This window comes from Billgrantia antri (genome assembly GCF_019430905.1).
Taxonomy (GTDB): Bacteria; Pseudomonadota; Gammaproteobacteria; order Pseudomonadales; family Halomonadaceae; genus Halomonas; species Halomonas antri.
Window position 1 is genome coordinate 38,747 of sequence record NZ_JAHYCA010000001.1, and the last position, 17,561, is coordinate 56,307.

A 17,561-nucleotide genomic window follows, 5' to 3' on the forward strand; every position below is an offset into this window, starting at 1 on the left:
AGCGATCGGCTACGCCTGACCCGCTGTGCCCTCCGGCCGCTGCGTCCACAGCATCAGGGTTTCGCTTTCACCGCTGTGCGGGTCCAATCGCTCCTCAACGGCCCGAAAGCCCAGCCGGCGGTAGAAGGAGACGGCGCGCACGTTGCGCGAGTAGACGCACAGGGTAATGCGCTGCCGCTCGCCCATGGCGTGGGCCATCAGGTGGGTGCCGTGGCCGAAGCTCTGCAGCTCGGGATCGATGAACAGCGCTTCGAGATGGTCGCCGTTGAGCGCGGCGAAGCCTATGGCGCGACCGGCCACCTCCAGCACATAGGTTTCCGCCCCAGGCAGATAGATACGCGCCATGTCGTCGGCACGCTCATGCCAGAATGTCGCAGGTATGAAATCATGGGCCAACTGCGAAGCCCGCAGCCAGATGTCAACGAGCTGCGGTATGTCCTCGGCAACGGCAGGACGAATCATGAAGCATCTCCCTCACTTGAGAGAGCCAGTGTAACCGCTTCCATTGTCCCGAGTGTAACGCTGTCGTCATCCAGCGCACGGCGATATACTGCGCAAGTGCCTGAATCCAGTGAATGGAGGTGCCCAATAAAACAACGGGTACCAAACGTTCCGGGCCATGATCTACCCAGCAGACGACTTCCGGGAGGGAGAATGAACCGACGTCATGTCCTGCGTGCCGCAGCCGTGCTGTTTGCCACCGCCCTGCTGGCCGGCTGCGCCAGCCCCCACTACCTGCAGCTGAACCCCCAGCGTAGCGTCTCGGTGCCGCAGGCCGGAAATGGCCAGGCCGTGACGGTGGCCGCCGTGGATCAACGCGAGGACGATGTGGTCGGCACTCGAACCGGCAGCGCCATGTCTACCGCGGTGATCACGGTCAGCGCTCACGAACTGGTACCGAACCTGCAGCGCGAAGCCGAGCGCGCCGTACGCGACATGGGTTTCTCGCCGACCACTCAGCCCGGCAACGACCGCCCTAGCCTGACACTAACGCTGCAGCATCTCGGCTACGAGCGTGGCGACAGCCAGCCGGTCATCGACGAAGCTCGCCTTGAAGCCGTGCTCGAGGTCAAGGTGACCAACCAGGGCACCACCTATACCGGCACCTACACCTCGCGACGCACGCAGAGCTACGCCCTGCGCCCCGGCCGGGACGCCAACCGACGCATGCTCAACGACCTGATCGCCGACGCCCTGGACCGTGCCTTCAGCGACCCGGAACTGGCCCGACTGCTGGCCCGCTGAGACTCTCGGCGCTTCAGCGTAGTGGGACCAGGCAATGCTGGACGCCCCGTCCGGTGTATTTTGCTAAGTCAGCGGACCACGGCGGACCAATGCCCAGACGCTCTCGCGAAAGCCGCTGCCCGCTTCCGGCGCTCCGTCCTCGAGGTGGGTGACCTGGAAATTGGGGGTGAACAGCTCGCGAACCTCCTCGGCCGATACATGGTAGGGCGGTCCGGCGGCTTCATCCCCGGACGCCCTTGTCAGCGATACCAGCAGACCGCGGCAACCGGGGAGGATCAACTGGGCAAGATGGAAGGCGTAGCGCTGCCGCGTGGCGGGCGGGAGCGCGATCAACGCCGCCCGATCATAGAAAGCGCCAATTTCCGCCGCCTGGTCGATATGGAAATGGAAGAAATCTCCGCACCATAGCTCCACGCTACCCTGGCGACAGATCGAGAACGGCCCTTGCTGGTAGCGCGAAACGTCACCCGCCCCCTCGGCAACGAACTGTTCGATAGCCTCCTGGGCCAGTTCGATACCCAGCACCGGATGGTCGTGGCGGGCCAGCCAGCGCATGTCGAGGCTCTTCCCGCACAGCGGGACCAGCACCTTGGTGCCGGGGCGTACGCCGAGCAGCGGCCAATGGCGCACCAGCGCCGGGTGAGCCTCGGGGCGATGAAAACCGATACGCCCCTCGCGCCAGCGGTCGAGCCACTCGTGTGCCATGCCACTTCCTCTACTAGAACCAACGATCGCGCTTGCGCCGCTTGCGCGGCAAGTGCGGAACGATCAGGCCCACCAGCAGGCCGGCACCGGCCACGCCACCGCCATACATGAAGTAGCGCATCAGCAGATCCTCTTCCTGAGTATCTAGGCGCGCCTGCAGTTGGCGGATGGTGCGGCGCGACTGCTCGGCTTCACTGTCGAGCTGATGATTGCGCGCCTCGAGTTCGGCTATGCGCCGCTCACGTGCCTCGAGCGTCTCCGTCATGGCCGAGACTCGTCCCTCCCAGGTCTCGTTGATACCGTCGAGCTCCGCTTCGAGCTGGGCGACCTGCTCCTCCATCTGCGGCAGTCGCTCATGCGAGCTTGGCGTTTCCTGAAGTTCGGCACTGAGCACCCACACCCGTTCGCCCTCAGCGTTCTCGACCCGGCTGTAGTCGCCGCTGGTCTCGAGCAGGGTAACCGGCTCACCAGCCGTCAGGGTCCCGACGATGCGATAGCCGTCGGTCGGCCCGCTGCGCACATAGGTCGTCAGCTCTTCGGAGACCCAGTGGCTGGCGTCCTCTGACTGCTGGGCGTGCAGCGGGGAGGCCATCAGGCCCAGCGCCACACCCGCGAGCAAAAATTCGAATCGATGCTTCATGCCGTTGTCCTGCTCATGTCGTTCAGCGACCTATCCACAGAATCTGTGGATAAGCCCCGGGAAAACCGCTGGAAAGGCAGCCTCATGCTACGCCGGCACCGACCCGGTCCAGGCTGATCGTTTCCTGAACAGCCCGTCGCCGCCTCTTCGGCCGCTCAGGTCTCGCGCCTCGGGGGCGGCATCGGGCCACGCGGAAATTCGGCGATGCGCCCCTCGCTCTTGACCGCTCTTGCCGGCCCCTCGCGCTCCACCTCGTCGATACGTACGATGGCGTTCAACGGCAGATAACTGCGCTTGACACCGTCGAAGGTGTGTCGCAGACGGTCGGCCGAAGGGTCCACCACCAGCTTCGAACCATCTTCGAAGACGAACTCCTCGACCTCGATGAAGCCCCAAAGTTCGCTCTGGTAGATCTCCCTGGCGTAGAGCTCCCAGATTTCGCCCTGCTGGTGGAAAACCACCCGATAGATCGGCTTGGCCGCCATAAGGCCGTCTGTCCTCAACGTTGGGTTACGCTTCGAGCCCCCACTGCGGGGCCTGCCAAGGCGCAAGCGTACCACAGTCACACACCGCCGCGGTTGCCCCTCTGGCCCCGGTGGTCGGGCTTACGTATAATGCGGCCACCTTCGAGAACGGCTTGAACGAGCCCATTCCCGCGACACTCCACTCACCGGTGACGCACGCGTCGGATAACCGACCTTCAATTCTTATGGCGAAGAAACTCTTCATCAAGACCCACGGCTGCCAGATGAACGAGTACGACTCCGCCCGCATGGCGGACCTGCTCGGCGAATCGCACCAGCTCGAGTTGACCGACGACGAAGGCGAGGCCGACGTCATCCTGCTAAATACCTGCTCGATTCGCGAAAAGGCCCAGGAGAAGGTATTCCATCAGCTCGGCCGCTGGAAGAAGTTCAAGGACGCCAACCCCGATCTGGTGATCGGAGTCGGCGGCTGCGTAGCCAGTCAGGAAGGCGAGGCGCTGCGCAAGCGGGCGCCCTATGTGGACATGGTGTTCGGCCCCCAGACCCTGCATCGCGTGCCGTCGATGCTCGATGCCCGCCGCCAGAATCAGATCTCGGTGGTCGACGTCACATTCCCCGAGATCGAGAAGTTCGATCACCTGCCCAAGCCGAGCTCCGACGGGGCGACGGCGTTCGTCTCGGTGATGGAAGGCTGCTCCAAGTACTGCACCTTCTGCGTGGTCCCCTACACCCGCGGTGAAGAGGTCTCGCGCCCGTTCGAGGCGGTGATGGACGAAGTGATCCATCTCGCCGACCAGGGGGTGCGCGAGATCAATCTGCTGGGTCAGAACGTCAACGCCTACCGCGGCGAGAACCAGCTCGGCGACGAGATCGACCTGGCCGAACTGATCGCCTGCGTGGCGGCAGTGGATGGCATCGACCGCATTCGCTTCACTACCTCGCATCCAGTGGAGTTTTCCGACAGCCTGATCGACGCCTACGGCGAGATCCCGGAGCTGGTCAGCCATCTGCACCTGCCGGTACAGGCCGGCTCCGACCGTATCCTCACCGCCATGAAGCGCGGCCATACCGCCGAGGAGTACGTGGCCAAGATGGAGCGGATTCGTGCGCTGCGTCCCGACATCAGCTTCTCTTCCGACTTCATCGTCGGCTTCCCCGGCGAAACCGCGGAGGATTTCGAGGCGACCATGGACCTGATCCATCGCATCGGCTTCGACCACTCCTTCAGCTTCGTCTACTCGGCGCGCCCCGGAACCCCGGCAGCCGCCCTGCCCGACGACACTCCAGAAAGTGTCAAGAAGCAGCGCCTGGCGATCCTGCAGGAGCGCATCAACCAGCAGGCGATGCAGATATCGCGGCGCATGGTGGGCACTAACCAGCGCATCCTGGTCAGCGGTTTCTCGCCCAAGGATCCGGGACAGCTGTCGGGACGCACCGAGAACAACCGGGTGGTCAACTTCCGCGCCGCCAACCCTACCGAGTTGATCGGCTACTTCGTCGACGTGACGATCACCGAGGCACTGCCCAATTCTCTACGCGGCGAGCTGGCTTCCCCGGCGCTACACTGACCACAGGAAACCGTCATGGTCGGTCGTGGCATCGCGGGCCGATCCTTCGTTTTCCCCAAGGATTGCCCTGCCAAGAGGCGGGGCAGTAAGCTGGTGCCAAACCACGCAACGCAGGAACTTCGCCACCTTGAGTCAACACGCCGCACAGGCCAACCGCATCATAACATTGAGCCTCGAGCCCAATGATCCACAGCGTCTCGCCAACCTCTGCGGTCAGCGGGACGAGCATCTTAAGCTGGTCGAATCACGCCTCGGCGTCACCCTGCGCAACCGCGGCAACGTCTTCCAGCTGGCAGGGCCAGGCCACCGGGTCAAGGCCGCCGCCAACGTGCTGGAGCACCTCTATCGCGAAGCTGAGGCCAGCGACCTGTCGCCGGATACCGTGCACCTGTTCCTGCAGGAGTCGGGGCGCGAGGCAGTCGACGACGACGAGGGCCCCAGCGATGATGAGGTACTGCTGCGCACGCCCAAGGTGTTGATCAAACCGCGCGGGCAAAACCAGCAAAATTACGTGGCGAGCATTCGCCAGCACGATATCAACTTCGGTATCGGCCCGGCCGGTACCGGCAAGACCTACCTGGCCGTGGCCGCGGCGGTGGAGGCGCTCAATCAGCAGGAAGTGCGCCGCATCCTGCTGGTGCGACCGGCCGTCGAGGCGGGCGAGAAACTCGGCTTTCTGCCCGGCGACCTGGCGCAGAAGATCGACCCCTACCTGCGCCCGCTCTATGATGCCCTCTACGAGATGCTCGGCTTCGAGCAGGTGGGCAAGCTGATCGAGCGCCAGGTGATCGAGATCGCTCCGCTGGCCTACATGCGCGGCCGCACCCTGAACAACGCCTTCATCATTCTCGACGAGAGCCAGAACACCACCCGCGAGCAGATGAAGATGTTCCTGACCCGCATCGGCTTCGGCTCCACCGCGGTAATCACCGGCGACGTGACCCAGGTCGATCTGCCCCGCGGCCAGAGCTCCGGGCTGATCCAGGTCCTGGAAGTGCTCAAGGGAACCGCCGGTATCGGCGTGACCCACTTCGCCGCCAAGGACGTGGTGCGCCATCCGCTGGTGCAGCGCATCATCGAGGCCTACGAAAGCTTCGAGGCCGAGCAGGAAGTCCAGGAACGCGCCCGCAAGGAAGCACGCGAGCGTGAGCGCGAGGCGCTGCGACAGGAGCGCGAGCGCAACCGGGAAGATGACAGGAAATGACCTCGACACCGGTGGTCGATCTCCAGCTTGCCACCTCCGCCGAGGGGATGCCGGCACCAGCCGATCTGGAAGCCTGGATCCACGCCGTGCTGGCGCGCTTTCCGCATGAGACGCGCCACGAGGTAACCGTACGCATCGTCGGCATCGAGGAGGGGCAGGCGCTGAACCGCGACTATCGCGATCGCGACAAGCCGACCAACGTGCTCTCCTTTCCCTTCGAGAGCCCGCCAGGCATCGTCCTGCCTCTGCTCGGCGACCTGGTGTTGTGTCACCCGGTGGTGGTACGCGAAGCCCACGAGCAAGCCAAGCGTCTCACGGACCACTACGCCCACTTGGTGATACACGGTATGCTGCATCTGCTCGGACACGATCACCTCGAGGAAGACGAGGCTGAGGTGATGGAAGCGCTGGAGCGGGAGATGCTGGCGGATTTTTCCATCGCCGACCCCTATTCACCGAGCCCGGACGACGAGCAACAACAAGACGACCGCAAGGACGAGAGACACGATCGATGAGTGACGACCGAACGACCGGCCAGGGCGGAAGGTCCTGGCTCGACAAGCTGCTCGGCGCCCTCTCGGGGGATAGTGAAGGCCCCAGCTCGCGCGAAGAGCTGATGGAATTCCTGCGCGAGGCGGCCGCCCGGCTCAAGCTGGACCAGGACGCCATGATGATCATCGAGGGCGCCCTGCAGATCAGCGACCAGCAGGTACGCGAGGTGCTGATCCCACGCTCCCAGGTAGCCGCCATCGCCGTCGACCAGCCGGCCGAGGAATATCTCTCGCTGATTTACGAGACCGGACACTCGCGCTATCCCGTGATCGGTGAGAATCTCGACGAGGTCAAGGGACTACTGCTGGTCAAGGACCTGTTGCAATTGCTCAACCGTCCAGAGGAAGAACGCGAGCGCTTCCGCTTGGAAGACGTGCTGCGCCCTGCCATGTTCGTGCCGGAGTCCAAGCGCCTCAACAGTCTGCTCAAGGAATTCCGTGATACCCACAACCACATGGCGGTGGTGGTCGACGAGTATGGCGGCACCGCCGGGATCGTCACCATAGAGGATATCCTCGAGCAGATCGTCGGCGATATCGAGGACGAGCACGACACCGACGAGGACGACGATATTCGCGACCTGGGTGAAGGCCGCTACGCCATCCGTGCGCTGACCCCCATCGAGGACTTCAACGAACGCTTCGGCACGCGCTTCTCCGACGACGAATTCGATACCGTGGGTGGCCTGGTGATGCAGCGCTTCGGCCACCTCCCCGGCCGTGGCGAACATGCCGAACTGGGCGGCTGGCGCTTTACCGTGCTCAATGCCGACAACCGCCGCATCCGCCTGCTCGAGGCCGTGCTGCAGGACGAGTCGACTCTGTCCCAGGACTGACCGCGGCCACCTCAGGAAACGACACGCCATGACCCACTCTCGCCTGCCGTCGTCGCTTGGCTATCTGTCAGCGCTCGTTGCCGGGGTGCTCACCACCCTGACCGCTTCGCCCTATGAACTCTGGTGGCTCGGCCCGCTGGCGGCGGGCCTCGTCTACTGGGCGGTCAAACCGCTGCATCCACGCCGCGCGGCGCTGCTGGGCTGGTGCTACGGCGTCGGCCTGTTCGGCTCAGGCGCCTCTTGGGTTTACGTCTCGATCCATGACTACGGCTATACCGGTGTGCCCCTGGCGCTGTTCCTGACCAGTCTGTTCGTTGGCGCCCTGTCGCTGTTCCCTGCCGCGACGCTATGGCTTTACCGCCTGCTGTGCGGACCGCGCCTCGCCTTCCTCAGCTTCGCCGGCGCCTGGGTACTGGGCGAGTGGCTGCGCACCTGGCTGTTCACCGGCTTCCCCTGGCTGCTGTTGGGCAGCTCGCACGTCGACTCGCCCTTGGCCCTCTGGGCGCCGGTCGGCGGAGTCTACCTGTTGTCGCTGATCGTCGCGCTGTCCGGCACGCTGGGCGTGGAGTTCCTGCACCGCCGCTGGTGGGCACTCCTACCCATTGCCGCGCTTTGGCTCGCGCCGTTGTCACTGCCCGCACAGTGGACCGAGCCTGCCGGCGAACCACTGCAGGTAGCGCTGCTTCAGGGCAACCTAGATCAACTGATCAAATGGACACCGGAAGGTCAGCGAACCGCTGCCAACACCTATCTGGACATGACCCGTGAGCATGCCGACGAGGCCGATCTCATCATCTGGCCAGAGGCGGCGCTACCGATGTTCGAGGACGAGGCCGAGCCGCTACTGGCTCGCGCCCAGGTCCACCTGGCACCGGACAGCGCCCTGCTAACCGGCATCCTCCAGCGCGAGGGGCGTGGGCTCTACTACAATAGCGTGATCGCCCTGGGTAACGCCGAGGGCGAATACCGCAAGGAGCATCTCGTGCCCTTCGGCGAGTACCTGCCGCTGGAGCGCTGGCTGCGGGGCACCATCGCCTTCTTCGACCTGCCCATGCCGGCCATGACACCCGGGCCAGCGAGCCAGCCGCCGATTCGCGCTGCAGGTACCGTGATCGGCAATGCTATCTGCTACGAGATCATCTACGCCGACCTGGTAGCCGAACGGGCCCGGGATGCCGAGCTGCTTTTGACGGTATCCAACGACACCTGGTTCGGCGCATCGATCGGTCCGCTTCAGCACCTGCAGATGGCCCGCCTGCGCGCGCTGGAAAACGGCCGCTACGTGATCCGCGCCACCAGCAATGGCGTGACGGCCGTGGTCGACCATCACGGCCACATCGTCGCCAGCGCGCCTCAGTTCGAGACCGTGACGCTGCTGGCCGAGGCCGTGCCCATGCAGGGTCTGACCCCCTTCACCCGCAGCGGCAGTTGGCCGGTGTGGCTGCTCAGCGCACTGCTGGTACTACCTGGACTGCAGCTGCCACGGCGTCAGCGACGACACTTCTAGCCCCCGGCGCATGCGACGAGGCCCGCTTGCGCGGGCCTCGTCGTTCCACTGGCATGGACCTGAAAACTCAGTCGGCCTTGGCCGGCACCTCGCCCAGCACCTCGGGGATGGTCATGCGCACGTAGCGCCCCGGCGCCTCCTCCAGCAGCTTGAGTTCGCCCTCGCCGGGCTGACGTGCCGGCACGCGCTTGTCGGCATCGGCGTAGCCGTTCTCGGTCATCCACTGCTGCCAGTGCGGCCACCACGAGCCTTCGTGGAATTCGGCACCCTCCTTCCAGGCCTCGTGATCGTCCGGCAGCGTGTCGTTGGTCCAGTACCCGTACTTGTTTCGCGCCGGAGGATTGACGATGCCGGCGATGTGGCCGGAGCCGCCCAGCACGAAGGTCACCGGCCCCTTGGGCAGCAGCGCACCATAGTAGGTGCTGTTCCACTTGGCGATGTGGTCCTCGCTGGTGGAGACGAAATAGCTCGGCGTCGAGATCTTGCGCAGATCGATGCGCACGCCGTCGAGCTCGATTCCACCCGGCTCCACCAGCCGGTTCTCGAGGTACATATGACGCAGGTACCAGCCGTGGGTACCCGCCGGCAGGTTGGTGCCGTCGGTATTCCAGTAGAGCAGGTCGAACGGTGCAGGATTCTCGCCCTTCAGGTAGTTACTGACGTAGAAGGACCAGAACAGGTCATTCTCGCGCAGCAGGTTGAAGGTATAGGCCATGGAGCGGCCATCCAGGTAGCCATCCTCCTCCATGCGCGCCTCGATGCCTTGCAGGATCGGCTCGCTGAGCAGTACGCCGAGTTCGCCGGGATCACGGAAATCCTGCAGCGTGGCCATGTACGTCACCGACTTGACCTTGCGTCCGCGGCGGGTGCTGGTGAGATAGGCCACGGTGGATGCCGCCAGGGTACCGCCGATGCAGTAGCTGAGCAGGTTGACCGACTTCTCGCCGCAGGCCTGCTCAATGGCCCCCATGGCGGCGATGGGCCCCATCTGCATGTAGTCGGCCCAGGTCAGGTCGCGCTGCTCGGGTCCCGGGTTGCGCCAGGAAACCAGGAACACCGTATGCCCCTGATCGACCAGCCACTTGACGAAGGAGTTGTCCTGGCGCAGATCGAGAATGTAGTACTTGTTGATCCACGGCGGCACGACCAGCAGCGGCGTCTTGAACACCGTGTCGGTGGTCGGAGTGTACTGGAGCAACTGGATCAGTTCGTTCTCGTAGACCACATAGCCGGGCGTCACGGCGATGTTGCGTCCGATCTCGAAGGCGCTGCGATCGGTCATGGCCACGTTGAGGCCGTCGGCCGAATTGCCCAGGTCGCGCCGTAGCTGAGCCAGCCCCTCGACGAGGTTCTGGCCTTTCGTTTCGAGGGTCCGGCGCATCACCTCGGGATTGGTGGTGACGAAGTTGGTCGGCGCCATGGCGTTGACCAGTTGACGGGCATAGAACGACAGGTTGCGTTTCTGCCTCTCGGGCAGGCCGTCGAGCTGCTCGATCAGCTCCTCGACCGCGCCGGAGAACAGCAGGTACTGCTGCATGATGGCACGGTAATAGGGCTCCTGCTGCCAGGCTTCGTCCTTGAAACGCCGATCCCCCTTGGGCGGATTCACCAGCGGCTCGCCCGGCGTGCCGGTCAGAGCCTGCAAGCCCTGCTGCCAGAGCTGGTACTGGTCCTGAATCAGTCGCGCCTGGGTCTGCCACAGCAACTGGGGGTTGCGCATCAGCGACTCGGCGCCGGCCTGGAAGGCTTCGCGCATGTCGGCCTGGATCGAATCGGCGGCTGCATCGGGTGCCATGCGTTCGAGCAGATCCTGCAACAGGCCTTGGTAATGCTGGCCCATCTCCTGTAGCTGTTCCTTCCACTCTTCCAGTTCGACCTGGGAGAAAACCGCATCCCCTGACTGCATCGCCCTCTCCTGTTCTCGGACCCTTGACTTAGTTCACCGCATGCCATCGAGCCATGCGCAAGGCATGCCCCGCTCGACGACACCAAGCCACCGCCTGACCGGCACCTGCCGGTTCGGCGGTGGCTCATCATGACAGCCAAAGCCGCCCGTACCGCGACGGGCGGCCCTATGGGATCAGCTCTTGCGCGAGGCCTGGCTGCTGGCCTTGGCCGGGGCATCGCTCTTGCTCGTTGCGGCCGGCTTGGCACTCGTTTCGTTCGGCTGGGCCTGCTTGGCCTGATCGCTCAGCTCCTGGCTGACTTCGCCAAACAGTTGCTCCAGCTCGGTACGGAATTGCTGGCTCATCTCGCCGAGGGTCTGCGCATCCTCCATCATCTGGCGCGAGAGTTCGTTCATCATTTCGGCCTGCTGCGCCCCGAAGGCCTGCAGATCCTGAGCGTCACGAATCTCGGAAGCGCTGCGCATGCGCTCGGTACCCATCTGGCTGTAGCGTTTCATCGCCTCGAGCTGGTACTCGGTCATTTTCTCCATGTTACCGAGCATCAGCGAGTTCAGCTTGCGCATGGGTTCGAAGAAACGCCGCGTCTGCTGGTTGAATTCATCGAGCATCTTGTCCTGCATGGGGTAGACCTCCTGTGGACCGGAAACATGCGGGGCGGCGCCAGCGCCACTATCGTCGACTTGCCTGGCGACTTCCCTGCGCCTTGCGATGCAGGCCGACGCCATGGCGCGGCCCGGCGGCATTCATGCTGCACCGCACAAAGCGTAGCTTGACAGGGCCTTCGCTGCAATACCCTTCCACTTCCACAGGGCGATGCCCCGGCAACCGTCACTCCGAGCGCCGTGAACGAGAGCGCGCACTGGCCGAGCCAGTCTTGCCCGAGCCCTTCGGTGCGGCCTCGGCCTCGCCCGCCTCGGCGGGCTCCCGTGACTTGCCCATCGAGCTCCCTGCCTGGCGCAGCATGTCGAGCATCATCTGCTGATAGGTACCGAAACTGGCCAATCCCTGAGAGAGCCCCTGACTCATGTCCTGGGGGAAGCCCTGCTGCAGGAAGGGCTTCATCAGGCTCATGGGGTCGTAGCCCTCGACCCCGGATTCCATCTGCTTCTGAATCCGGCCCAGCAGCTCCTGCTGGAAGGCTTCGACATCGGGTAGGCCCAGGGCCCGCCGGAACTCCTCGGGGGTCAGATCGAACTCGACGTTTATCTTCATGGCGTTTCCCTGCTTCAGTGTGTCTTCAGTGTAGCAACTCGGCGCCAGACTCAACGCCTCGGGCCAGGCTCAGCGCAGCACCGGTGTCGCCACCCTGACGGCGGCATTCTGCGCACGATGACGCAACAGGTGGTCCATCAGCGTGAGCGCCATCATCGCCTCGGCGATCGGCGTGGCACGAATGCCCACGCAAGGATCGTGGCGACCCTTGGTCACCACCTCGACCGGGTTGCCGTAAACGTCGATGCTGCGTCCCGGGATGGTGATGCTGGAGGTTGGCTTGAGCGCCAGGTGAGCGATCAACGGCTGCCCCGAGGAGATGCCGCCGAGTACGCCGCCGGCATGGTTGGAGAGAAACCCGTCGGGCGTCATCTCGTCACGGTGTTCGCTGCCGCGGCTCGCCACAGCGGCGAAGCCGTCGCCGATCTCCACGCCCTTCACCGCATTGATGCTCATCAGGCCATGGGCCAGCTCGGCATCCAGCCGATCGAAGACCGGCTCGCCCAAGCCCGGAGGCAGCCCTTCGGCCACCACGGTGATCTTCGCACCCACCGAATCCTGATCTCGGCGCAGCTGGTCCATGAACGCCTCGAGTTCGGGCACGCGCTCGGGATCGGGGCAGAAGAAGGGGTTCTCGTCCACGGCCGCCCACTGCTTGAAGACGATCTCGAGCGGGCCGAGCTGGCTCATGTAGCCGCGCACGGTGATGCCCTGGGACGCCAGGAACTTCTTGGCGATGGCGCCGGCGGCCACCCGCATGGCGGTTTCACGGGCGCTGGAGCGACCGCCGCCGCGGTAGTCGCGGATGCCGTACTTGTGATGGTAGGTGTAGTCGGCATGAGCGGGGCGGAACTGATCTTTGATGTTGCCGTAGTCCTTGGAACGCTGGTCGGTGTTCTCGATCAGCAGGCCGATGGCGGTGCCGGTGGTCACGCCTTCGAACACACCGGACAGGATGCGTACTCGATCGGGCTCGCGGCGCTGGGTGGTATGTCGCGAGGTACCGGGGCGGCGACGATCGAGGTCCCGCTGTAGATCTTCCTGGCTGAGCGCCAGCCCCGGCGGGCAGCCGTCGACGATGGCGCCTAGTGCCGGGCCGTGGCTTTCGCCGAATGTGGTAACGGTGAACAACTTGCCGAAGGTGTTGCCGGACATGGGCGTGCCTCCCGATATCTAGAGGAATGGATCAGGCGAAGGACGCCGCATGGGCGTCGAGTTCCGCGGCAGTGAGGGCGAACACGCCCTGGCCGCCGCGCTCGAAGTCGAGCCACAGGAAAGGGACCTCGGGGAAGGCGGCCTCCAAATGGCGGTCGGAGTTGCCGACCTCGACGATCAGCACGCCGTCGTCGCTGAGATGGTTGCGCGCCTCGCGCAGGATACGCCGCACGATGTCGAGCCCATCGGTACCGGCGCCCAGCGCCAGCTCTGGCTCGTGGCGATACTCGGCGGGCATGGTCGCAAGATCCCGGGCATCGACATAGGGCGGGTTGGAGACGATCAGGTCGTAGCGCTGCCCGGCCAGACCTTCGAACAGATCCGAGAGCACCGCCCGCACCCGCACGCCAACGTCGTGACGCTGGATATTCTGCTTGGCGACGGCCAGGGCATCGGTGCTGACGTCGGAGAGGTCGACCTCGCAGGTCGGCAGATAGAGCGCCGTGGCGATACCGATGCAGCCCGAACCGGTGCACAGGTCGAGCACCCTGGCGGGCGGCTCTTCGGGAAACCAGGCGGCAAAGCCGGTCTCGATCAGCTCGGCAATGGGCGAGCGCGGAATCAGCACACGTTCGTCGACGTCGAAGGCAAAGCCGGCGAAGAACGCCTCGCCGAGCAGGTAGGGCAGCGGCCGACGCGAGGCGATGCGTTCGCGCACCAGGCCGACGATGCGCGCGCGTTCCATCGGCAACAGTCTGGCTTCGAGCACCGCCGGGTCGACGTTCCAGGGCAGATGCAGCGCACCCAGCGTCAGGGCGACGGCTTCGTCCCAGGGCGAGTCGGTACCATGGCCATGACACAGCCCGGCCAGGTGGAATTCGCTGGCGGCCCAGCGCAGGTAGTCGCGCAGGGTAACGAGGTCGCGACACAGCGCCTCGTCATCCAGGGTAAGGGTCGAACGGGAAGCGGTGGAGTTAGCCACGTCAGGTCCTGCGGGTCGATGATGAGCGATGTGCCGATTGTACCCGTGGCGGCAGGCGGTTCACAGCCACGCCAAGGCCGCTATACTGGCCGCTCGACGACACCACGCGAGACCTCATGAGCCAACGCCACCCACCCGATGACGACGATGATGACACCAACGCCTTTCGCCAGGCGCTGCGCGAGGCCGGCGTGCGTCGCCTCGCCGTCAACCGCGCCGACCCGGGACGCCCCAGGCGGCGGGATCCCGCGACGGCCGAACGGCGCGCCGCCGCAGTGGCGGCGGAGACTTCGGGCAGCACCAGCCGCACCAGCGACGGTCGCGTGGCGCCTGTCAGGCCGTCGGAATTTCTCGACTTCGCCCTCCCCGATCTGCCCTACCGGACCCGCAGCCAACTCAAGCGCGGCCAGATCGTGTGGGAGGCGGGATTGGACCTGCACGGCTACAGCCTCGACGAGGCGCGCCTGGAATTCGAGAGCTTCCTGAAGGAGGCGGTCGGCAACCGCATGCGCTGCGTGCTGGTGGTTCATGGCAAGGCCTGGGGCAGTTCGGCGGACTATCCGGTGCTCAAGAGCCACGTGAATGCCTGGCTACGCGAGTGGCCGACGGTACTGGCCTTCTGCTCCGCTCGGGAGATCGACGGCGGCACCGGCGCCGTCTATGTCCTGCTTCGACGTCGCGGTCAGCCCCTCTAGCCCTTCCCCGTCTCGCTGTCGGCCGGCATTTGTGGTGGCTCGACGATAGTGCCGGCGCTGCCACCATCGCCGCTGTGACTGCGCCCCTCATAGCGATCCAGCGCCTCCATCGCCAGATGACGCCCCAGGCGGACCAGTGCTTGGGCACGATGAAACTCGAAGGCACCGCACACCGTCTTGGGCACTTCGATCAGTACATCTGGGGGATAGCCGGCGATCTTGTACTTGGCCAGGGAGGCCTGGGTGATGTCAAAGGAGGCCAGGATCATGTCCATCCGCCCCCAAGCGCGTCTTCCACCCGGCGCCGGCACCGCCTTGGCATCCTCCTCGGCGGCGTCGGTCTCGGGACCGCCGAGGCCTTCGAACAGCCAGCGCGTTGCCCCGCGCACGTCCATCCACTTGCGCGCCACGGCTTCCGCTTCAAAGTCGGCTTCCTCATAAGCCTCGGCCGGCAGCAGGTCGTCGAGTGACACCGGCCGGGCGCTGTGGGCGGTCACGTTGACGGCCAGCATCATATCAGCGTGGGCCGAAACGGTAGGGGTGATCGGCAGCGGGTTGAGCAGCCCCCCGTCGACCAGGGTATTTTCACCAATGTGAACCGGCGTGATGACGCCCGGAATGGCGATGGACGCCCGTATCGCGCGCAGCAGCGGCCCGGACTGGAACCACACTTCACGCTGACGCACCAGGTCGGTGGCCACCGTGGTCAGCGGAATCGGCAGATCCTCGATCAGAATGTCACCGACCAGCTCCTCGAGCTTGCTCATCACCTTGCTGGCACGCATCGCTCCCATCGGGCTCCAGGTGACGTCAACCAGCTTGAGCACGTCGAAGTAGTCCAACTGGCAGACCCAGTCGCGGTAGGCCTCGAGCTGCCCCGCGGCGTATACCCCGCCGATGACCGAGCCCATCGAGCAGCCGGAGAGGGCAACGATCTCGTAGCCTCTCGCCTCCAGCACTTCGATCACGCCGATATGGGCGTAACCGCGTGCGCCACCGCTACCCAGGGTCAGCGCCACCCGCTTGCCCGTTTTCGCCGTCTGCCTGCTGCTCATCACGCCTCCCCGGAAGGTCGTTCTCCGCTACGGTGCCACTTGCCAGTTCGCGATGGCCTCTGCCACGGCGTCCACACTCTCGGGTTCCAGATGCAGATGGTGCCCTCCCGGCAGTACCTCGCGCCTCAGCTGCGGCACGGCCGCCCGGGCCGCCCGGGCCATGTCGCGCTCGCCGAGGATCCCGCGCTCGCCCTCGATCAGCAAGAGCGGCGCCTTGATCGCGCCCAGCAGCGCCAGCGCCTGCTCGGGGCTCAGCCGTACCGGCGAGGGCCACAGCAGCCGGCCGTCGGTGCGCAGGCGTACATGGCCATCGGCCTCTCGTATTAGGTTACGCTCGACCAGAGGCGTCGCCGTATCGGCGTCGATCGGCGTCACGCCCCCCGCGACGCGAGCCGCCACTGCGGTCTTGCTATCAGGATAGCGCGGCGCCACCGAACGCGTGCGCCGGGCCGCTAGCAGGCCCTTGCGCAGCTGGACGGCGCTCTCCGCCGCCGGGGTGGTCACGGCGCCCAGGCCGTCGATCAACACCAGCTGCTCGATGCGCTCCGGGAGCGCCGCTGCAGTGAGGCAGGCCACCCCCGCGCCCATGGAGTGGGCCAACAGCGAAACCCGCTCCAGGCCCAGCTCGTCGGCGGCGTCGAGCAGGTCGTGGCAGTAGTCCCACAGCGCGTAATCACCCTCGCAATGTTCCGAGTGGCCGTGCCCGACGAAATCCAGCGCCACGAGGCGAATGCCGAGGCGCTCGACCAGCAGGGGCGCCAGCCGGCTGAAGCTGGCCGCGTTATCCAGCCAGCCGTGCAGCGCCAGCCAGGTGGGCACATCCTCGCGCCCCCAGGCGAGCGCAGCCAGTCGCCCCTCGGCCAGGCTCAGCGAGTGTGCCGGGTTCATACCTCACCTCCCAGCAGGTCGTCGAGCATGGCCAGCAGGGCCTGGCGGGTCTCTTCGGGATGCTCCATGGGAAACATGTGGGTGCCCGGCACCAGGGCCAGGGGAATGCCATGGCTGGCCAGGCGTCGTCGGCGCCTGGGCGTGATCAGGTCGGAGTCGCCGCCCACCAGGACACCGAAGGGAATGTGCAGCCGGCGCGGCAGACGGGCCAGGTGATCGGGCAGGTTGCGAAAGATCTCGGTCTCGATGGCCGGGTCGTAGATCAGCTCGGCGCTGCCATCATCGCGCAGCCGGGTACCGCCCTCGACGTAGTCGTGCAGGGCATCGGGCGTAAAGCGACGGAACAGCCCCCGGCGGCGCAGGTGGTTGGCCATGGCCTCACGGTCTGGCCAGCTGGCACGGCGCGCCCTGCTCTTGCCCGCGGGCGTCACTCGGTCAACGAAGCCGAAGCGCTTGGCGACCTTCATGCTCCAGGCGTCGAGGCCCAGCATCAGCGGAGGATCGAGCATCACCACGCAGCGAAAGCGCTGCGGTGCATGCTCTGCGGCCATGGCCATCAGCACCCCGCCCATGGAGTGTCCGACGCCGATGACGGGACCGTCGGCCTCCGGCACATGCTCGAGAAGTTCATCGCGCAGCGCCAGCCAGTTGGCTCCCACGGGATAGGCGGGATGGTGACCGAGACGATCGACGGGGTGAATGTCGAAACGTTCGTGCAGTGGCGCCAGCAGGCTGCGATAGCTCATGCCCGGAAAGCCGTTGGCGTGGGCGAAGACCAGCCGCGGCCGCATGGAGGGGTGACGTTCGTTCATGGCGGGGTCCCATATCAGTCTGGCAAGCCGCTAGTGGCGATAGCAGGCTAACGGGTTTACTCTATCTCGCCAAGTCGACCTCCGGCCCATGCCGTCCGCTTCTCTGGAGTCCAT

19 protein-coding genes are annotated in these 17,561 nt (G+C 65.3%); 7 read left to right on the forward strand and 12 right to left on the reverse strand.

Features of this window, described 5'->3' with window-relative positions:
* Positions 1 to 9 precede the first annotated feature (9 nt).
* Positions 10 to 462: a GNAT family N-acetyltransferase gene (locus tag KPL81_RS00165; RefSeq protein WP_219790215.1), complete on the reverse strand. Its 453-nt coding sequence runs from the start codon at positions 460 to 462 to the stop codon at positions 10 to 12.
* Positions 463 to 654: 192 nt separating this feature from the next.
* Between KPL81_RS00165 and KPL81_RS00170 the strand changes: the two genes are divergently transcribed.
* Positions 655 to 1,245: a YajG family lipoprotein gene (locus tag KPL81_RS00170; RefSeq protein WP_209473411.1), complete on the forward strand. Its 591-nt coding sequence runs from the start codon at positions 655 to 657 to the stop codon at positions 1,243 to 1,245.
* A 63-nt stretch (positions 1,246 to 1,308) separates the two neighbouring features.
* Here the strand turns inward: KPL81_RS00170 and KPL81_RS00175 are convergent, their stop codons facing one another.
* The 3 genes from KPL81_RS00175 to KPL81_RS00185 form a co-directional block, all read right to left on the reverse strand.
* Positions 1,309 to 1,950 carry a class I SAM-dependent methyltransferase gene (locus KPL81_RS00175; RefSeq protein ID WP_219790216.1) on the reverse strand — a complete coding sequence of 214 codons (642 nt, stop codon included), beginning with the start codon at positions 1,948 to 1,950 and terminating at the stop codon, positions 1,309 to 1,311.
* Between the two features lie 13 nt (positions 1,951 to 1,963).
* Positions 1,964 to 2,590 carry a TIGR04211 family SH3 domain-containing protein gene (locus KPL81_RS00180; RefSeq protein ID WP_209473413.1) on the reverse strand — a complete coding sequence of 209 codons (627 nt, stop codon included), beginning with the start codon at positions 2,588 to 2,590 and terminating at the stop codon, positions 1,964 to 1,966.
* A 155-nt stretch (positions 2,591 to 2,745) separates the two neighbouring features.
* The gene (locus KPL81_RS00185; RefSeq protein ID WP_209473414.1) at positions 2,746 to 3,075 is read right to left on the reverse strand and encodes a DUF1820 family protein; all 330 of its coding nucleotides are present in this window, start codon (positions 3,073 to 3,075) and stop codon (positions 2,746 to 2,748) included.
* Positions 3,076 to 3,299: 224 nt separating this feature from the next.
* On the opposite strand from KPL81_RS00185, the gene miaB reads away from it, so the two are divergent.
* The 5 genes from miaB to lnt all read left to right on the forward strand — a co-directional run bounded on the left by miaB (position 3,300) and on the right by lnt (position 8,741).
* Positions 3,300 to 4,643, forward strand: coding sequence for a tRNA (N6-isopentenyl adenosine(37)-C2)-methylthiotransferase MiaB (gene miaB, locus KPL81_RS00190; protein WP_219790217.1), 1,344 nt, complete (start codon positions 3,300 to 3,302; stop codon positions 4,641 to 4,643).
* A 127-nt stretch (positions 4,644 to 4,770) separates the two neighbouring features.
* The gene (locus KPL81_RS00195; RefSeq protein WP_209473416.1) at positions 4,771 to 5,847 is read left to right on the forward strand and encodes a PhoH family protein; all 1,077 of its coding nucleotides are present in this window, start codon (positions 4,771 to 4,773) and stop codon (positions 5,845 to 5,847) included.
* Positions 5,844 to 6,362: an rRNA maturation RNase YbeY gene (gene ybeY / locus KPL81_RS00200; protein WP_219790218.1), complete on the forward strand. Its 519-nt coding sequence runs from the start codon at positions 5,844 to 5,846 to the stop codon at positions 6,360 to 6,362. Before KPL81_RS00195 ends, ybeY begins: the two co-directional genes overlap by 4 nt.
* Positions 6,359 to 7,234, forward strand: a complete 876-nt coding sequence (locus tag KPL81_RS00205; RefSeq protein WP_219790219.1) for an HlyC/CorC family transporter — start codon at positions 6,359 to 6,361, stop codon at positions 7,232 to 7,234. Before ybeY ends, KPL81_RS00205 begins: the two co-directional genes overlap by 4 nt.
* Positions 7,235 to 7,262: 28 nt before the next feature.
* Positions 7,263 to 8,741 carry an apolipoprotein N-acyltransferase gene (gene lnt, locus KPL81_RS00210; RefSeq protein WP_219790220.1) on the forward strand — a complete coding sequence of 493 codons (1,479 nt, stop codon included), beginning with the start codon at positions 7,263 to 7,265 and terminating at the stop codon, positions 8,739 to 8,741.
* A gap of 67 nt (positions 8,742 to 8,808) precedes the next feature.
* On the opposite strand, the gene phaC is transcribed toward lnt, so the two are convergent.
* The 5 genes from phaC to prmB form a co-directional block, all read right to left on the reverse strand.
* Complete coding sequence (gene phaC, locus KPL81_RS00215; protein WP_219790221.1) at positions 8,809 to 10,647, reverse strand: class I poly(R)-hydroxyalkanoic acid synthase; 1,839 nt, start codon at positions 10,645 to 10,647, stop codon at positions 8,809 to 8,811.
* A 174-nt stretch (positions 10,648 to 10,821) separates the two neighbouring features.
* A complete protein-coding gene (locus tag KPL81_RS00220; protein WP_219790222.1) occupies positions 10,822 to 11,268 on the reverse strand; it encodes a phasin family protein in 447 nt (148 codons plus the stop codon).
* 208 nt (positions 11,269 to 11,476) lie between these two features.
* A complete protein-coding gene (locus KPL81_RS00225; RefSeq protein WP_219790223.1) occupies positions 11,477 to 11,860 on the reverse strand; it encodes a DUF6489 family protein in 384 nt (127 codons plus the stop codon).
* Between the two features lie 69 nt (positions 11,861 to 11,929).
* Positions 11,930 to 13,015 (reverse strand): chorismate synthase, encoded by a 1,086-nt coding sequence (aroC, locus tag KPL81_RS00230; protein WP_219790224.1) that lies wholly within the window; start codon positions 13,013 to 13,015, stop codon positions 11,930 to 11,932.
* Between the two features lie 31 nt (positions 13,016 to 13,046).
* A complete protein-coding gene (gene prmB / locus KPL81_RS00235) occupies positions 13,047 to 13,997 on the reverse strand; it encodes a 50S ribosomal protein L3 N(5)-glutamine methyltransferase (protein WP_219790225.1) in 951 nt (316 codons plus the stop codon).
* A 116-nt stretch (positions 13,998 to 14,113) separates the two neighbouring features.
* Here prmB and KPL81_RS00240 point away from each other — a divergent pair, with 116 nt between their 5' ends.
* Positions 14,114 to 14,692, forward strand: a complete 579-nt coding sequence (locus KPL81_RS00240) for a Smr/MutS family protein (protein WP_219790226.1) — start codon at positions 14,114 to 14,116, stop codon at positions 14,690 to 14,692.
* On the opposite strand, the gene KPL81_RS00245 is transcribed toward KPL81_RS00240, so the two are convergent.
* The 3 genes from KPL81_RS00245 to KPL81_RS00255 are packed head-to-tail and all read right to left on the reverse strand — an operon-like array spanning position 14,689 to position 17,447.
* Positions 14,689 to 15,747: a patatin-like phospholipase family protein gene (locus tag KPL81_RS00245; protein ID WP_219790227.1), complete on the reverse strand. Its 1,059-nt coding sequence runs from the start codon at positions 15,745 to 15,747 to the stop codon at positions 14,689 to 14,691. The genes KPL81_RS00240 and KPL81_RS00245 overlap by 4 nt on opposite strands.
* A 27-nt stretch (positions 15,748 to 15,774) precedes the next feature.
* Complete coding sequence (locus KPL81_RS00250; RefSeq protein ID WP_219790228.1) at positions 15,775 to 16,635, reverse strand: alpha/beta fold hydrolase; 861 nt, start codon at positions 16,633 to 16,635, stop codon at positions 15,775 to 15,777.
* A complete protein-coding gene (locus KPL81_RS00255; RefSeq protein ID WP_219790229.1) occupies positions 16,632 to 17,447 on the reverse strand; it encodes an alpha/beta fold hydrolase in 816 nt (271 codons plus the stop codon). The genes KPL81_RS00250 and KPL81_RS00255 overlap by 4 nt, the downstream gene beginning before the upstream one ends.
* Positions 17,448 to 17,561 lie beyond the last annotated feature (114 nt).

Coding starts and splice junctions, on each gene's coding strand:
- ybeY (WP_219790218.1), top strand. CDS start 5,844: ATGACCTCGACACCGGTGGTCGATCTCCAGCTTGCCACCTCCGCCGAG.
- KPL81_RS00220 (WP_219790222.1), bottom strand. CDS start 11,268: ATGCAGGACAAGATGCTCGATGAATTCAACCAGCAGACGCGGCGTTTC.
- KPL81_RS00245 (WP_219790227.1), bottom strand. CDS start 15,747: ATGAGCAGCAGGCAGACGGCGAAAACGGGCAAGCGGGTGGCGCTGACC.
- KPL81_RS00185 (WP_209473414.1), bottom strand. CDS start 3,075: ATGGCGGCCAAGCCGATCTATCGGGTGGTTTTCCACCAGCAGGGCGAA.
- aroC (WP_219790224.1), bottom strand. CDS start 13,015: ATGTCCGGCAACACCTTCGGCAAGTTGTTCACCGTTACCACATTCGGC.
- KPL81_RS00240 (WP_219790226.1), top strand. CDS start 14,114: ATGAGCCAACGCCACCCACCCGATGACGACGATGATGACACCAACGCC.
- KPL81_RS00225 (WP_219790223.1), bottom strand. CDS start 11,860: ATGAAGATAAACGTCGAGTTCGATCTGACCCCCGAGGAGTTCCGGCGG.
- miaB (WP_219790217.1), top strand. CDS start 3,300: ATGGCGAAGAAACTCTTCATCAAGACCCACGGCTGCCAGATGAACGAG.
- KPL81_RS00180 (WP_209473413.1), bottom strand. CDS start 2,590: ATGAAGCATCGATTCGAATTTTTGCTCGCGGGTGTGGCGCTGGGCCTG.
- KPL81_RS00250 (WP_219790228.1), bottom strand. CDS start 16,635: ATGAACCCGGCACACTCGCTGAGCCTGGCCGAGGGGCGACTGGCTGCG.
- lnt (WP_219790220.1), top strand. CDS start 7,263: ATGACCCACTCTCGCCTGCCGTCGTCGCTTGGCTATCTGTCAGCGCTC.
- KPL81_RS00170 (WP_209473411.1), top strand. CDS start 655: ATGAACCGACGTCATGTCCTGCGTGCCGCAGCCGTGCTGTTTGCCACC.
- KPL81_RS00255 (WP_219790229.1), bottom strand. CDS start 17,447: ATGAACGAACGTCACCCCTCCATGCGGCCGCGGCTGGTCTTCGCCCAC.
- KPL81_RS00165 (WP_219790215.1), bottom strand. CDS start 462: ATGATTCGTCCTGCCGTTGCCGAGGACATACCGCAGCTCGTTGACATC.
- KPL81_RS00175 (WP_219790216.1), bottom strand. CDS start 1,950: ATGGCACACGAGTGGCTCGACCGCTGGCGCGAGGGGCGTATCGGTTTT.
- KPL81_RS00205 (WP_219790219.1), top strand. CDS start 6,359: ATGAGTGACGACCGAACGACCGGCCAGGGCGGAAGGTCCTGGCTCGAC.
- phaC (WP_219790221.1), bottom strand. CDS start 10,647: ATGCAGTCAGGGGATGCGGTTTTCTCCCAGGTCGAACTGGAAGAGTGG.